General features: G+C 44.5%; 12 protein-coding genes. 5 read left to right on the top strand and 7 right to left on the bottom strand.

Annotated features, from left to right (window positions below):
• Positions 1-4: 4 nt before the first annotated feature.
• From apaG to GVO62_RS07180, 4 genes are all read left to right on the top strand, one after another.
• Positions 5-379 (top strand): Co2+/Mg2+ efflux protein ApaG, encoded by a 375-nt coding sequence (apaG, locus tag GVO62_RS07195; protein WP_159118378.1) that lies wholly within the window; start codon positions 5-7, stop codon positions 377-379.
• Between the two features lie 7 nt (positions 380-386).
• Complete coding sequence (locus GVO62_RS07190; RefSeq protein ID WP_159118377.1) at positions 387-1,214, top strand: symmetrical bis(5'-nucleosyl)-tetraphosphatase; 828 nt, start codon at positions 387-389, stop codon at positions 1,212-1,214.
• A gap of 300 nt (positions 1,215-1,514) precedes the next feature.
• A complete protein-coding gene (locus tag GVO62_RS07185; protein WP_159118376.1) occupies positions 1,515-3,539 on the top strand; it encodes a HAMP domain-containing methyl-accepting chemotaxis protein in 2,025 nt (674 codons plus the stop codon).
• 229 nt (positions 3,540-3,768) lie between these two features.
• Positions 3,769-4,335 carry an SOUL family heme-binding protein gene (locus tag GVO62_RS07180; protein WP_159118375.1) on the top strand — a complete coding sequence of 189 codons (567 nt, stop codon included), beginning with the start codon at positions 3,769-3,771 and terminating at the stop codon, positions 4,333-4,335.
• Between the two features lie 73 nt (positions 4,336-4,408).
• Here the strand turns inward: GVO62_RS07180 and lysC are convergent, their stop codons facing one another.
• From lysC to GVO62_RS07145, 7 genes are all read right to left on the bottom strand, one after another.
• Entirely contained in the window at positions 4,409-5,758 is a 1,350-nt protein-coding gene (gene lysC / locus GVO62_RS07175) for a lysine-sensitive aspartokinase 3 (protein ID WP_159118374.1), read from the bottom strand.
• Positions 5,759-5,818: 60 nt separating this feature from the next.
• On the bottom strand, positions 5,819-6,268 hold the full coding sequence (locus GVO62_RS07170) for a DUF192 domain-containing protein (protein ID WP_159118373.1): 450 nt from the start codon (positions 6,266-6,268) through the stop codon (positions 5,819-5,821).
• A 72-nt stretch (positions 6,269-6,340) separates the two neighbouring features.
• Complete coding sequence (gene acnB / locus GVO62_RS07165) at positions 6,341-8,953, bottom strand: bifunctional aconitate hydratase 2/2-methylisocitrate dehydratase (protein ID WP_159118372.1); 2,613 nt, start codon at positions 8,951-8,953, stop codon at positions 6,341-6,343.
• Between the two features lie 361 nt (positions 8,954-9,314).
• Positions 9,315-10,262 (bottom strand): DNA ligase, encoded by a 948-nt coding sequence (locus GVO62_RS07160; RefSeq protein ID WP_159118371.1) that lies wholly within the window; start codon positions 10,260-10,262, stop codon positions 9,315-9,317.
• A gap of 140 nt (positions 10,263-10,402) precedes the next feature.
• On the bottom strand, positions 10,403-10,687 hold the full coding sequence (locus tag GVO62_RS07155) for a DNA ligase (RefSeq protein ID WP_159118370.1): 285 nt from the start codon (positions 10,685-10,687) through the stop codon (positions 10,403-10,405).
• 6 nt (positions 10,688-10,693) lie between these two features.
• Positions 10,694-11,875 carry an alpha/beta hydrolase-fold protein gene (locus GVO62_RS07150; RefSeq protein ID WP_159118369.1) on the bottom strand — a complete coding sequence of 394 codons (1,182 nt, stop codon included), beginning with the start codon at positions 11,873-11,875 and terminating at the stop codon, positions 10,694-10,696.
• A 150-nt stretch (positions 11,876-12,025) separates the two neighbouring features.
• Positions 12,026-13,738 carry an ATP-binding protein gene (locus GVO62_RS07145; protein ID WP_159118368.1) on the bottom strand — a complete coding sequence of 571 codons (1,713 nt, stop codon included), beginning with the start codon at positions 13,736-13,738 and terminating at the stop codon, positions 12,026-12,028.
• A 271-nt stretch (positions 13,739-14,009) separates the two neighbouring features.
• Between GVO62_RS07145 and GVO62_RS07140 the strand changes: the two genes are divergently transcribed.
• Positions 14,010-15,014 carry a 5'-methylthioadenosine/S-adenosylhomocysteine nucleosidase family protein gene (locus GVO62_RS07140; RefSeq protein ID WP_159118367.1) on the top strand — a complete coding sequence of 335 codons (1,005 nt, stop codon included), beginning with the start codon at positions 14,010-14,012 and terminating at the stop codon, positions 15,012-15,014.
• Positions 15,015-15,039 lie beyond the last annotated feature (25 nt).

The raw sequence follows: 15,039 nt of genomic DNA, 5'->3' as shown, positions 1-15,039 counted from the left end.
ATTCATGGATGTACTTGATATTAAGGTGCGGGTAAAAACCCGCCACCTCCCAGAACACCTTCCGTCAGATTCAAAGCAGTTTGCCTTTGCGTACCACATCACAATTGAGAACAATAGTGATAAAACCGTACAGCTTATTAATCGCTATTGGAAAATAACTGACGCAGATGGCAAGACGTCGGAAGTACAAGGCGCAGGTGTGGTGGGTAAACAACCCATATTGAAAGCTGGCGAGCAATTTGAATATACGAGTGGCGCAGTCATTGACACCCCAGTGGGTAATATGGAAGGCTATTACGAGATGGAGTTAGAAGACGGCGAGCGTTTTCGACTTCCAATCGATATATTTCGTCTAGCTATCCCTAGTATTCTCCATTAAGGATTTTATGTCTCACGAAAACACTTACGTTATTGGCGATATTCAAGGCTGCTATGATGGTCTTCGTCGCCTTCTTGATAAAGTTAAATTCGATGACACAAACGATACGCTTCTTGCTGTAGGCGACTTAGTTGCCCGGGGAGAAGACTCCCTAAATACGCTACGCTTTTTAAAATCCCTCGGTAAAAATTTTCATAGCGTGTTGGGCAATCATGATTTACATCTGCTCTCGGTAGTTAATGGCATACGAAAGTCAAAAAAGTCAGATAAATTAGAGCCACTGCTTAAGGCATCAGACTTACCTGAACTTGTTGACTGGCTACGACGCTTTCCGTTGGCAATGAAAATTGACGATCGCTCGGTAATGATACATGCGGGGCTTTATCCTAAATGGTCTATCGAACAAAGCATATCTCTTAGCGACGAAGTCAGCGAAATTTTGATGGCTGATAACTATGCTGACTTTCTGGAAAGCATGTACGGGAATACCCCCGATAATTGGTCTGAGAACTTAGAAGGCGCAGAGCGACTTCGCTTTATCGTAAATGCGTGTACTCGTATGCGATTTGTTTACGATAATGGCACACTCGATTTTAATAACAAGTCCCACCCTAGCGCCGTGTCTCATAGCACGAGCAACACAATCATGCCTTGGTTCGAGCGTAAAAACACTCAGCTTTCATCTGAACAACGGGTTGTTTTTGGTCATTGGGCCGCGCTTTCTGGCCAAACTAACAGCCATCAATTTATAGGGCTAGATACGGGATATGTTTGGGGACAGAGCATGACCTTACTGAATTTAGACAACTCATTACAAGTTGCAATCGACGCTTAAAAAACACAAAAGACAACTTTAATACCAGTCCGCATAGATAATTCCCCCCTTACCGACGCTACTTTTAAAAAATAACTGGTATTACCAGCTAAATTTTGCAAATTATTTTTATACTAAGTGACTAAATAAAATAAACATTAAGTTATTGTAGCCGATACAATTACGTCAGTTAGTAACGATGATGTTTAATTATCTTCTCTGCTTAAGAACAATACTGCAGCTTTTAAGCGCTATATTTTGTTGGCTGAGACGGGTAATATCGTTAGAGATAAAAATAAAAACACTCATCCAGGAGTTCCGATGAAAATAACGGTAGCCACACGCGTAATCGGGGGATTTGTCGCGATTAGCGCACTTCTAATCGTCATTAGTGTTGTTTCACTTTATAACCTCAACTCAATAGGTTCAGCCACTGAAGAAGTTAACGATGTTGCGCTTCCAACAGTAGCGGGCAGTAACGCGCTTAAAGCAAGCTTTCTTAACATGGGTCGCCTGACCTTTGAAAGCTACATTGAAGAGAATTTAAGTGAGTTGAAAGACAAAAGAACGGCTTTCAATTCGGCAAAAGATACCTTCGAAAGTGAATATAAAAAGCTAGCACTGGCAGTTAACAACGAGCCTGAACTAAAAAATACGCTTAGCTCAGTACGCGAGTCTTACGAGAGTTATATCACTAACGTTGAGGCTATGTATAAAAACCACCAAATGTACCTTGATTTGCGCAACACGATTCAAGACAGACTCGGTGACGCTGAAGATAATGCTGACGACGCATCAACGTATCTACTAGACTTTTCAGATTTAGACAGTGTTCAGCGCGACGCAAACCTTCGTAGGGCAGCCGAGGTTGGCGGTCAGCTAGAAACTTCATTGCTTTCTTTGCTAACTGTATCTTATGAGTACATTAAAACTCAGACAATAGTACGTTCACAAACCTTGGGGAACGAAGTTGATCTTGTGGTTGAGAAAGTGGTAACTCAGCTGAGCGACATGATGCAGACCGCGGGCGGACGCGACGATTCGGGCACGCTTGATGACATTAACGATCTGGTTAATAACGCAATTAACGCGATCAAAGCAAACGACGGGGTAATGCAGCTTCACGTTGATAGATTAGAGCGCAGAAACGACGCTGAAAAAGGGTTAAACGCGTCAGATGACAATATTGCACAAGGTGTTGTAGCTCTAGAAAACCTACTTACGCTTGCAGATAAAAAAGCATCGCATGTGGAAAGTCAGGTAAACGGTGCTATCACAACGGGTAACACCGTTGTAATTGTGGTGGTATTAATTTCTATCGCCGTGGCGGCAATTATCGGTTTCGCAACAGTGCGCGCTATCACACGCCCCCTTTATCGCGTAAACGAGCTACTTACTGTTGCTTCATCAGGCGACCTCACACATCGTTTAGATGACTCTGCACAGGACGAATTTGGTCTTCTAGCGCGAAACTGTAATACGCTAATTGGTAACCTAAAAGAGCTTATCACTGCGATTAACGTGCGAGCGGAGCAGTTAGCTGCGGCGTCAGAACAAACGTCAGCGGTTACGGCACAAACTACCCATTCTATTCAAGATCAAAAATCACAAATTGGCCAAGTGGCCACGGCGACGACAGAAATGCACTCAACGTCGCAACTGGTCGTTCAGAATGCTGAAGATACACTAAGCCAAATTCGCCATGCAGATGCAGAAGCGGAAAACGTTCGTAAGATTTCTCTTGAAAATAAAAACACGATTGAGATCTTATCTCGCGACGTACAGGAAGCTGCTGACGTTATCAATAAGCTTCATCAAGACAGTGCGAGCATTGGCGGGATCCTTGACGTTATCCGCGGTGTTGCAGACCAAACCAATTTGCTAGCGTTGAACGCGGCTATTGAAGCTGCACGTGCAGGTGAGCAAGGCCGAGGCTTCGCGGTAGTTGCCGATGAAGTAAGAACCCTTGCCAGCCGTACGCAGGAGTCAACCCAAGAAATCAATGCCATGATTGAAGTACTACAAGCTGGGGCTGAGAAAGCTGTAGCGGTAATGGATCAAGGTAAAGAACAAACCGCGGCCTGCGTTGCGCAAACTGAAAAAGCAACCCAAGCACTGGATATCATCACCGATGCGGTGCACAAAGCACATGACGTAAGCTCTCAAATTGAGCAGTCAGCGCGTGAACAGAACACAGTGTCGCAAGAAATCAGTGAAAAGCTCGAAACCATTGTTGGCATCGCTGAAGAGACTACAGCAGGTGCACAACAAACGTCTGAGTCTAGCCATGAAGTGGCTCGCCTTGCTGACGAGTTACAGCAGTCTATTAGGCAGTTTAAAGTGTAATCTTGCTCAACAGACTATTTTAAAAGGGGCGCGCGCCCCTTTTTTTGTTTTTAGCTTGCCGAAATCAATCCATCCATCTTCTACCGCTGCGCTTCACTGTAAATATAAATGAGCATAAAAAGCTGGAAACACGTAATAAGAATATGAGTTTCTAACTTTTTTAAATAATATGTTTTTACGTCGAATTAGCCTTATTTCTGCATTAACCGTTTTTTGGATACCGCTTTCCATGAGTCATGCCGAGCCTTCGTATTACAAAGACACAGAAACACTTTCTTACGCCGTCATCGAAACACTTTCTGACGATACGGAGATTAGACACTATGAAGCGTCTATGGCCGTAGAATCGTCTGGTAATCAAGACACCGGGGCTTTCAGGCTCTTGTTTAATTACATTTCAGGTGAAAACAAAACGAACACTGATGTGTCAATGACGTCACCTGTAGAGGTTGGCAATAATGCCACAAAGATTTCAATGACCTCCCCTGTAGAGATGTCATCGTCAGAGAAAATGATGTTTTTCTTACCGAGTAAATACAGTGCTGAGAACGCCCCTTTGCCAACCCATAAAGATGTATCTTTAGTCACCGTGCCAGAAAGAACGGTGGCTGCAATTCGGTACTCTGGGCTAAACGGTGATGATAAAAAAGAGGAGTTTAAAAATAAACTGCTTAAAACGTTGAGCGATAACAATATCAAGGCGGTCGGAGCGCCCAGTTACATGGGGTATGATTCCCCTTTTACGCTTCCTTGGAATAAACGCCACGAGATCATCGTTCCTGTAGAAATTAAATAAACCAGTCTAGCCTTAAAAAAAACGGCCGCTTTCATAAGCGGCCGTTTTAATTTAATACATGCAATCACAGGTGTTATTCAAATAACGTTGTGTGAAGTTTTCGAACAATCACATCGCTGTCTGTTTCATTCACTAAAAACGACAAGTTGTGCGGGTTAGCACCAAAGCAAATCATACGCAGGTTAAAGTCTGATACCGCAGATAGAATTTTGCTTGAAACGCCTACAGCTGTCTGCATGTTGTTACCAACAACGGTAACAAGATCATAGCCTTTTTCCACTTTCACATCACAGATGGTCTCAAGTTCGGCAATGGTTTCTTTGTTCAGTCGCTGAGCCACAGAATTTGCTGGGTTATCAAGGGTAAAAGATACCGAGATTTCCGAGGTCGTAACCAAATCAACACTTAGCTTGTGCTTAGCGATGATGGCAAATACCTGCTGTAGGAAGCCTTGCGCATACATCATCTTCGGTGTTTTCACTGTCACCATTACCTGCTCTTTACGGCGAGTAATAGCACGATACGGTGGTTCGTGCTCACAGTCACGCACAATCCATGTACCGCCCTTTTCAGGCTCTTTGCTTGACCCTACAAACACTTTAATGTCTTTTCGAAGCGCTGGTTCCATAGTTGCCGGGTGAAGAACTTTGGCTCCGAAGGTGGCCATTTCCGCCGCTTCTTCAAAACTAAGCTCTGGCAAAGGGTGAGCCGCAGGTGTAATGCGCGGGTCAGTTGTGTATACACCAGTTACATCGGTCCAAATTTCACACGATTCGGCATCAAGTGCTTCTGCAAGCAGGGCAGCTGTAAAGTCAGAACCGCCACGACCTAGCGTTGTGGTTCGGCCTTGTTCATCTGCACCGACGAAGCCTTGTGTAACAACGATAGCGTTCTCAATTTCAGGTGCCAATAATTGTTTGGACAGCTTTTCTATTTCTTCAATTTGAGGCGCGCCTTCACCAAACTCACTGTCCGTACGCAGCACCTTACGTACGTCAAAGTTCATGGTTTTCACGCCCTCTTCTGCAAGCACTGAGGCGAACATCAGTGATGACATTCGCTCACCCATAGAAAGCAGCTGATCTTTCAAGTCGTCTCGATGAAGTATTTCTTCGTGAAACGCTAAGCTACGCATTTCTTCTAACAAGTCATTGAGTTTCGGCTCTACCGCATCTTTGTCTTTTAACTTGTTAAGAATGGCAAGTTCAATGTTGATAATAGCCTGACAGGTCTCTTCAATTTGCTGCTGCGTCATGGGTGTATGCGCTAAACTTACTAGATGATTGGTTACACCTGCTGCAGCGCTTACTACCACAATGCGCGTTTTGTCATTACCGGCAACAATTCGGGCGCAGTTTTGCATTACTTCGTAATTCGCAACGCTAGTTCCACCGAACTTAGCTATCGATAAGGCATTTGTCACTATATTTAACTCCAGAATAAAACTAGCTTTTTGCTAGCAGTAACCGCGCGGTCTGCGCAGTTAATCAATCGTAATTTGGTCGCCTACTTTTATATTATTCTCGGCAAACCACCCTTGGTTCATTTCCAACGCGTAAAGTACCTCTTTCGATGATCCGACCGACTCCAAACTGTGGGGAGTGAGAGGTTTTATATCCGTTATTACGCCATTTCTGTCGATAAATGCCACGTCTAGGGGAACAAAAGTATTTTTCATCCACATGCCCGCAAATTTGGGGCTAGAAAATTTGAAAAACATACCGCAATCTACGCATAGGGCTTTACGAAACATTAGACCCTGGGCGCGCTGTTCGAAGGTTTTGGCATACTCTACTTCATAGTGCTTGCCGCCTATCTCCAGTGTGATGGATTCGAAGTCCACTGAGTTCAACGACGTTACAGGATCAACCTGCGCTTTTGCACACCCTAAGGTTAATACAAGTGCAGCAACAATAAAGAAAGATTTTCCCATTAGACATTCCTTTTCGCCATAAAAAAAGCCAGTCACCATTACGGTCACCGGCTTTGTAGTTTATACACTATTTTAAGCAACATTCAATGTTGGAATAATGCGCGCTTTCGCTTCTTCTTCAGCCTTCTTAAAGCTAGGCATTTTATCGAAGTTTAAGTAGCGGAAAACTTCACCAGACATCGCGTTAATTTTGCTGGCATATTCCATGTATTCGTCGGCTGTTGGGATACGTCCTACAATAGCGCCCACAGCAGCAAGCTCAGCTGAGGTCAAATATACATTGGCCCCATCGCCCAACCGGTTAGGGAAGTTACGAGTAGACGTTGAAAGGACCGTTGTGCCGGCATCAACCCTTGCTTGGTTTCCCATACATAGTGAGCATCCTGGCATTTCTGTGCGCACACCCACACGACCATAAATATTATAATAGCCCTCTTCCATCAACTGGGCTTTATCCATTTTAGTCGGTGGTGACATCCATAAACGGGTTGGCAATGTTTTGTTGTACTGCTCAAGTAGCTTACCGGCTGCGCGGAAGTGACCAATGTTTGTCATACACGAGCCAATAAAGACTTCATCTACTTTATCGCCAGCAACTTCAGATAAGGTTTTTGCATCATCTGGATCGTTCGGGCAGCACACTATGGGCTCTTTGATCTCGTTGAGATCAATCTCTATAACCTCTGCGTACTCGGCATCTGCATCGGCACGCATTAATTCTGGGTTAGCTAGCCACTCTTCCATTTTCTGCGCTCGACGCTCTAACGTACGTGGGTCGCCATAACCTTCGTTAATCATCCAGCGAAGCATAGTAATGTTTGAACGCAGGTATTCAGCAATCGACGCTTCAGATAAATTGATAGTACACCCTGCGGCTGAACGTTCTGCTGATGCATCTGAAAGCTCAAACGCCTGCTCTACCGTGAGGTTTTCTAGGCCTTCGATTTCAAGAATACGACCAGAGAAGGCGTTGATCTTGCCTTTTTTCTCTACCGTCAACAGCCCTTGTTTAATGGCGTACAGCGGAATGGCGTGTACTAGGTCGCGTAACGTAATACCCGGTTGCATATCGCCTTTAAATCGCACCAGTACCGATTCTGGCATATCAAGGGGCATAACGCCGGTTGCCGCAGCAAACGCCACTAAGCCAGAACCCGCGGGGAATGAAATACCTAGTGGGAAACGGGTATGGGAATCACCGCCAGTACCAACCGTATCCGGCAGCAACATACGGTTTAACCAGCTGTGAATAATACCGTCCCCCGGGCGAAGCGATACACCGCCACGGTTCATAATAAAGTCAGGCAATGTGTGCTGGGTTTCGATATCCACCGGCTTTGGATAAGCCGCGGTATGACAGAATGACTGCATGGTTAAATCGGCGGTGAACCCTAAACAAGCTAAGTCTTTGAGCTCATCGCGAGTCATAGGGCCTGTGGTATCTTGCGAGCCCACGGTTGTCATTTTAGGCTCACAGTAGGTGCCAGGGCGAATACCTTCAACACCGCAGGCTTTACCTACCATTTTCTGTGCTAGCGAGAAACCCGCTGCGCTTTCTTTGGGTTGTTCCGGCGTGCGGAAAAGATCGGTTGGGCCGAGACCAAGTGTCTCGCGCGCTTTCTCGGTGAGGCCGCGACCGATAATCAGATTAATACGTCCGCCTGCACGCACCTCATCTAAAATTACTTTCGACTTATAGCTGTATTCTGAGAGAAGCTCACCGGTTTCGTGATTAGTGATCTTGCCTTCAAACGGATAGATATCTATCACATCCCCCATGTTCATTTTGTCCACATCAGCTTCAAACACTAACGCGCCGGCGTCTTCCATTGTGTTAAAGAAGATAGGTGCGACTTTTGAACCAATGCACACACCGCCACCGCGCTTATTTGGCACGCCCGGCAGGTCTTCGCCAAAGAACCACAACACAGAGTTAGTGGCCGATTTACGCGACGAACCTGTACCGACTACATCACCGACAAAAGCGACAGGGTATCCCTTACTCTTAACTTCTTCTATCTGTGCCATTGGGCCTTTAACGCCTGGCTCCTCCGGAACAAGTCCTTCCCGCGGCATTTTATAAGCTGCAAGGGCGTGCAGAGGAATATCTGGGCGAGACCATGCGTCAGGGGCAGGAGACAAATCATCAGTATTGGTTTCACCGGTTACCTTAAAAACGGTGTAGGTAATTTTGTCGTCCATTAGCTTGCGCGACGTAAACCACTCACCCTCAGCCCACGATTTAATGATGTCAGTGGCGTACTCGTTACCTGCTTTGTGCTTTTCTTCCACATCGTGATAGGCATCAAACATTAAAAGCGTATGTTTTAGCTCTTTCGCTGCCAGCGGCGCTAATGCTTCATCGTCGAGTAGCGCTACTAATGTGGCGATATTGTAGCCACCGTGCATATTACCAAGCAGTTCAACGGCTTTTTCTTTAGAAATAAGCTCACAGCTGTCCTCGCCTTTTGCGATGGCACTTAGAAATCCGGCTTTAACGTAAGCCGCCTCATCAACCCCTGGCGGCACTCGCTCAGAAAGCAGTTCTAATAAAAAATCCCCTTCACCTTCCGGGGGATTTTTTAATAAATCAACCAGGCCAGCCACCTGTTCAGCATTGAGAGGTTTAGGTGGAATATTTTGAGCGGCACGTTCTTCAACGTGATTGCGGTAATCTTGTAACACAGTGTCTTCCTCTACGTTAGCTTGCGCGCTGGGAGTAAACGGTCTTGTGAACACTTGACGCAAGGTGTGTTTAATAAATCATCAACAGTATAACTTCACAGGCTAGTTTTTTAAATTTTGCGCCCTTTTTATTTACTTATAATCGCTATTCATACCATTACTTTTAAACGATAAAAGCGATTAAATAGAAGTAAATAAAGTCTTTCGAGTAATTAGCATATAGATAAGTTATAAGGGTTTATGACTTAAAGACAAGAAGTTAACTGTACGTGATGTTTCCTTGAATAAAGAAAACCGTAAACGATTAACAACAGCAAGTGAGAGGCGGTTCATGGAGTGTGCACAGTCATTTTGAAAAGTGCTAATTGGGTAAGTCTGACTGAGGTCTAGTGCGAAGGTAGCTTGCAAACTTTGGCTTCCCATTTTTCGTTACACCGTAAAACTTAAAGGTCACCCAACTGCCGATGGCTGGCGGCGACTGGCGGTCTATTTTCGAAAAGCCCGTTCCTAATTTAAATTGAATGCCTTCTCGCGTTTCTATAAGAAGCGACCCCATCATCCCTTTAAAACGACCTTTCCCTGGAAGTTGTGCCAATACTTTCCCTTCTGCATCTTCAAATTTTTTTACTTTGAGTAGCTTGTTGCTTCGCCCTGAGATGTATAGCGCTTTTTCATGATGTAGCATCAAGCCCTCCCCGCCTTCTTGTGTTACCTGATTTAGCTTTTCTACAAGTGCATCAATAGATGTAAGCTTAAATTGAGGGATAACGGCAAACGTTGGGTTAGGGGTAATCTCACTTAGCCTGTTAAGCATGTTAAGCCGGGTTTGAAAAAGCTCACCTGTCATAGGCATGTCAAAGGCCATAAACCTAATTTTAGTCCAGCGTTGCCTTGATACGGAACCTGTTGCTGCAGTAGCGTCAGTTATAGATTTAGTGCTCAATAAAGCGTTGGTAACAGAGTGCAGCTCAACGCTCGTTAACGTTGAAAGCACTATAGAAGCCGTCCGCTCAAACTCTCCTCTTTCTATCCAAAGTTCACCGTCAATAGTGGCTTTTGGCCACTTAGCAGTGAACCACGCGGGCGCAAAAATCTTGTTACCGTTGCGGGTGCGCAGTTCAGACCCGTCCCATCTTGCGCGAATGCCGTCTAACTTTTCGCTCACCCAATAATCGGCTATGTTAATTTCAGTGTCATTGAAATCGTACTGCTTGGCAAGTTGTACCCCATCGACAAATTCTAACTTGTCGTTGGCACTGACAAGACCCGTAACAAAAAACAACCAAAATAAAGTTAAAAAGTATCGCACTAGATTCACCTTTATGCATTAAACGTTACCCACTTCAGCGCTTTCAAAAACAGAGCAAAAACAAAGAAGGCAGAGTAAATTACTCTGCCTTCTCATCTTTTTTAACTGTACGTTGGATAGTTTTTCGTTTAACCCAGGCTTTAATCAGTAATTATATCAATGACAGAGATCAGCACCTCTTCAGCTAAAGCTTCACCAAAGGTTCTTTCTTCATTCCGTCGGATTTGATAAGTCTCTAAACAGGCATTTAACTGCTCATCGGCGGTGCTTACTCCATGAACATCTGCGTTATTAGCTTGCTCAATGCAGTAATCAGTTTGACCTGTCGTAACGGTACTGCAACCGCTCATGCTTGCTATGATAGCAACCATAATAAGTGCAGTAGCAAATGGTTTTAGCTGTCGATTTGTATTTGGATAATTCAATGTAACTTATTCCTCAAGCAGAGATTGCAGACGTTTTTGTCGGCTTAAATACACCTGATGACCGTCGTGCTCTGGCGTCGAAAGGGCCAAAGCCTTATTCACACTCTCCAGCGATTTTTCATATTCACCCATGCGCTCGTAACCATACGCTAGGCCATTATACGCATCTGGAGTCTGCGGATATTTGGCGATGGCGTGTTTAAACAAGTCAATAGCCTTGTCATAGTTCTGTAAACCTACGTAGTGATAGCCCAATTCACGAATGACCCATTCCGGTGCTTCCAGTTTTTCGCCTCGCTGTCTTGAAACGCGGGCATAATACTCGCTGATACTATTCACATCGCCAGTGTACTGCTGCGGCATCAAATAGGCTGATAAAAACAGGTGGTGGTAAGCGCTAAAAGTAGACGCGGCAGTAACCAGATTATGCGGGACATCGGCATAGGCTTCATTTTCCCACCTCAAGCCGGCGGGTTGGTTAGCTCGTATTCCAGAAATCATGTCATTGTAATAAGAACGCATGGGGGCACCTTCATTCCCAATAGACGTATAAATATAATGGTCTAATTGGTTGGCAGATTTTAAGAACGCAACCATCCGCTTTGCAGATGCGCCATAATTCCACCAAACTGCAGCACTGTAAGTAAGCGCGGCGTTAAAAAGCTCAGGTTTTTGGGAAAGCGCGTATAACGCAAATACACCACCTGCTGATGCGCCCTCAATCACTCGAAAGTCATGCACACGATATTTACTCTCTACCATGGGCATAAGTTCGGTGGTTATAAAAGAAAGAAACTTTGCTCCGCCACCACCATAGCCTAATGGCCCGTTTGGATCTTCATTTGCCGTTGGGTAAAGATCTCGAAGACGGTCGGTATTTTCAATCGCTACTATAATCACTTCTGGCGCAGCATTTTGAGATTGGAGCGACTCCAGTACCGCATTCATTACAGGAAGATTGCCTCCACCATCAAGTCGATAAACAACGGGATATTTCTTATCAGGATTTTCCGCATAGCTTTTAGGAAGCTGAACCACCACTTCTCGTTGCTCGTTTAACACATGGGATTGGAGTTTCTCTACTTTCAGTTCATAACGCTGACTGTTTGTGTCAGGCTCACTGCTAACCGTAAAACTCGGCAAAGCAAAAAATAATAGGGCAATAATGGTGTGTATATATGACTTCAAATTTAAATCCTGTTATGTAGCCCCCTATTTTCCACAAGCACTATCGTTTAGTAAAGAATTTGAATATCGGCTCGATTGGGGCACGGGCGTCTTGTTTAACTTATGTTTTTAAAGCAGTTTATTAGAACTATCTTTACTCATACGGCTAAATTACTCCGTGTCCTCCACTTTGGCAATACGGGAATTTTTGGCAGACATATCCCCGCCCAAATATTTGGTCAGCGTCGCGTATAACTCCGACCTATTGACTGGTTTCGTAAGGTATCCATCCATTCCTGACGCTAACGCTTTATCTATTTCTTCTACAACTACCGCAGCAGTGAACGCGATAATAGGAATGGTGATATTTGCCTGTCGCAATGCGAATGCAGCTTCAGAGCCGTTCATTTCAGGCATATGCAAATCCATTAAGATAAGGTCGAAATCCTGATTATGCGCGAGCTCTACGGCTTGCTTTCCGTTATTAGCAAGTACTACTTTAAGCCCTAAATCTTCTAATAACGATTTGGCCACGACCTGATTAATGTCATTGTCCTCGGCCACTAGCACGCTAAGATTCGAGAACGACGGTGCATTCACTTGTTCTAAAACGTCAATTGGGCTCTCTGCAATTTCAAACGGCAGCTCGAAATAAAATTCACTTCCTTCACCCTGAGCACTTAGTAGATAAACCGTACCGCCCATTGCTTCAACTAAGCTTTTTACTATCTGTAAACCAAGTCCTGTACCACCATGCTTTCGATTTATGCTGCTGTTAGCTTGGGTGAAAGCATCGAATACGCGATCTTGTTCAGAGGCATTAATCCCCTCTCCTGTATCCTTGACAGAAAACCTGACAAATTGATGGGTGTTTGACGATTCTCCTTTAGCCAGACATAACGTGACGCTTCCGTGATGAGTAAACTTTATCGCGTTACTCACTAAATTGTTTAATATTTGAGAAAGGCGCGTTGCATCACCCACTACACTGGTATTCAATTTTTTATCGACACTTATTCGCAGTGAAATGGCTTTGTTCTCTGCTAATTGTGCATAGAAAGCCACACAATCTTTGGCAGTACGTTTTAAGTCGAAGGGAATAGATTCCAATGCGAGTTTTCCCGCATTCAATTTAGAGAGGTCTAAAACGTCGTTCAAAATGCGGTTAAGTGAGAGCCCTGAACGCTGGATCTTTTCCAAATTTGGCCGCACTTTTTCTGTAATTTCATTGGATAACACAACATCAGTCAAGCCCAGAATACCGTTTAACGGCGTGCGGATTTCATGTGACATAGTTGCAAGAAACCGCGATTGTGCAGCCGAAGCTTGTTTTTCACTCTCAAGTGCTCTGTTTAGCTCAAGGGACTTCTTTTTACTCTCCAGCAAGGCTTTCTCCAACTGACTTGCCAAGACATAGATGATTAGGGAAACCACCACATTTGTTAAGCATAACCTTAACCAAAGGGCTTCATCGTAAGGTTTGTCATAGAAAGGGACGAGAAACGTGCAGCTTGCAAGTACCACCATGGCAACAACTCGCCAACTATTAGAGAGCAACAAAATAGGAAATATGGTGGCAATTGGCGCCAAGGTTGCGGGCATAAGTCCATTGCTTATTACCAAATAAGGGGCGACTGGAATTGTGAGTATGGCCCACAATTTTGCCAATAGTTCCTGGTATTTAGGAAAGGTGAGACCTGCTGCTGATATAGAACACCAAGAAAGGCCGAAAAATGATGCCACATAAACGTTATCGGGTTGTTTAATAGCAATAACCGCTAGGATCAATAAAGAAAAACCCAGCAAAATCTTGAAGCCCGCGCTTCGCACGCTCGCAGTGACTTCGCCAAATGATTCAGGTTTTGTGGTGTACTGCTTCGACATTAGGTGTTCTAAAGATGAGTAAATAGCTGATAACACAGTATAAGTACTAAACAGAGTCTCTGCATAAAAATAATGGGGTCAGCGTACTTTTCCCCAGCAATGAACTCCGTCCCGCTCACTCATTTTTGGCCTAAACCTTGCTGCCGAACCTTACTAATATATTGAATAGTAGTGTCTTAAGCCTTGCCTACAGCACTCAAAGGCTTTAAGACTCCCTCTTGTTCCATAGTCTGCACCTGTTTGGTGCGCAAATAAATTAAATAAGGTCACTATGCGCTTAAGTAGTTTTGTTTTATTCGTATGTATATCACTGTCGTCTTTCGCTAACGACGACACCAGCCAATATGGCCCGAAAGATTTTTCAAATGTATCTAACAAATGGACGGCTGTTGTTGCCGCCTACGAGCCCGAAATTGAAGCCATAGATGCTGCATTTGCGGATATAGATGACGCTCAAATTACGCAAACCATCTATATAAAAGGAGTTAAATACCAACTTGGCACCTACAAAGGCGAACCCATCGTTGTATTTAGTACCGGCGTCAGCATCACTAATGCAGCGATGACAGTACAAATGGCGCTGGATTACTTTCCTATTGATAAGTTGGTGATGATGGGGATTGCTGGCGCCATCAACCCTAAATACACCCCTGGTGATATTGCTGTGCCTGAACGCTGGTACTTCCACGATGAATCTGTCTATATTAACCCTAAAAAAGATGACGCTAGCGCCTATGAATTACCTGACTATTACGCTAAACAACTCGAGTATTACAAAGCGCGCCGGGACACAGATGAGCATGCCCCTAACTATAAAAACATAGGATTTATTCACCCTACTGAAGTCGCCGTTGTGAAAGAAGGATGGGATGCTCGCAAGAGAATGCCATACTTTACTGCCGATAAAGCGTTGTTAGAAATGGCAAAACGTGCGCTCAAAAAGATCCCGCCTATCACTATGCCATCAGGTAAAGAAATACTGGTAGATATAGGTGGTAACGGGGTAACCGGCTCTGTGTTCGTAGACAACGCCAAATATCGCGAATGGCTACGGGACGTCTATACCGCAGATGTAGCTGAAATGGAATCGGCAACAGTTGCACAGGTGAGTTTTGTAAACGATGTGGACTGGCTAATTATCCGCTCAATCAGCGACCTAGCTGGCGGGCAGCACGGTAAAAATGTAGAGAATGTTTTTGACGCAATAGCCTCTGGCACCGGCACCAAACTGCTACTTGGTATACTCGATGAACTCGTAGCAACCGACCCACAATAGATAATAAATGGGGTCAGAGTCTGAG

The organism is Alteromonas sp. KUL150, from assembly GCF_009811475.1.
GTDB classification, from domain to species: Bacteria; Pseudomonadota; Gammaproteobacteria; order Enterobacterales; family Alteromonadaceae; genus Alteromonas; species Alteromonas gracilis.
Note: the sequence above shows the minus strand (reverse complement) of the source record. Positions and strands in the feature narration are given on the sequence as shown.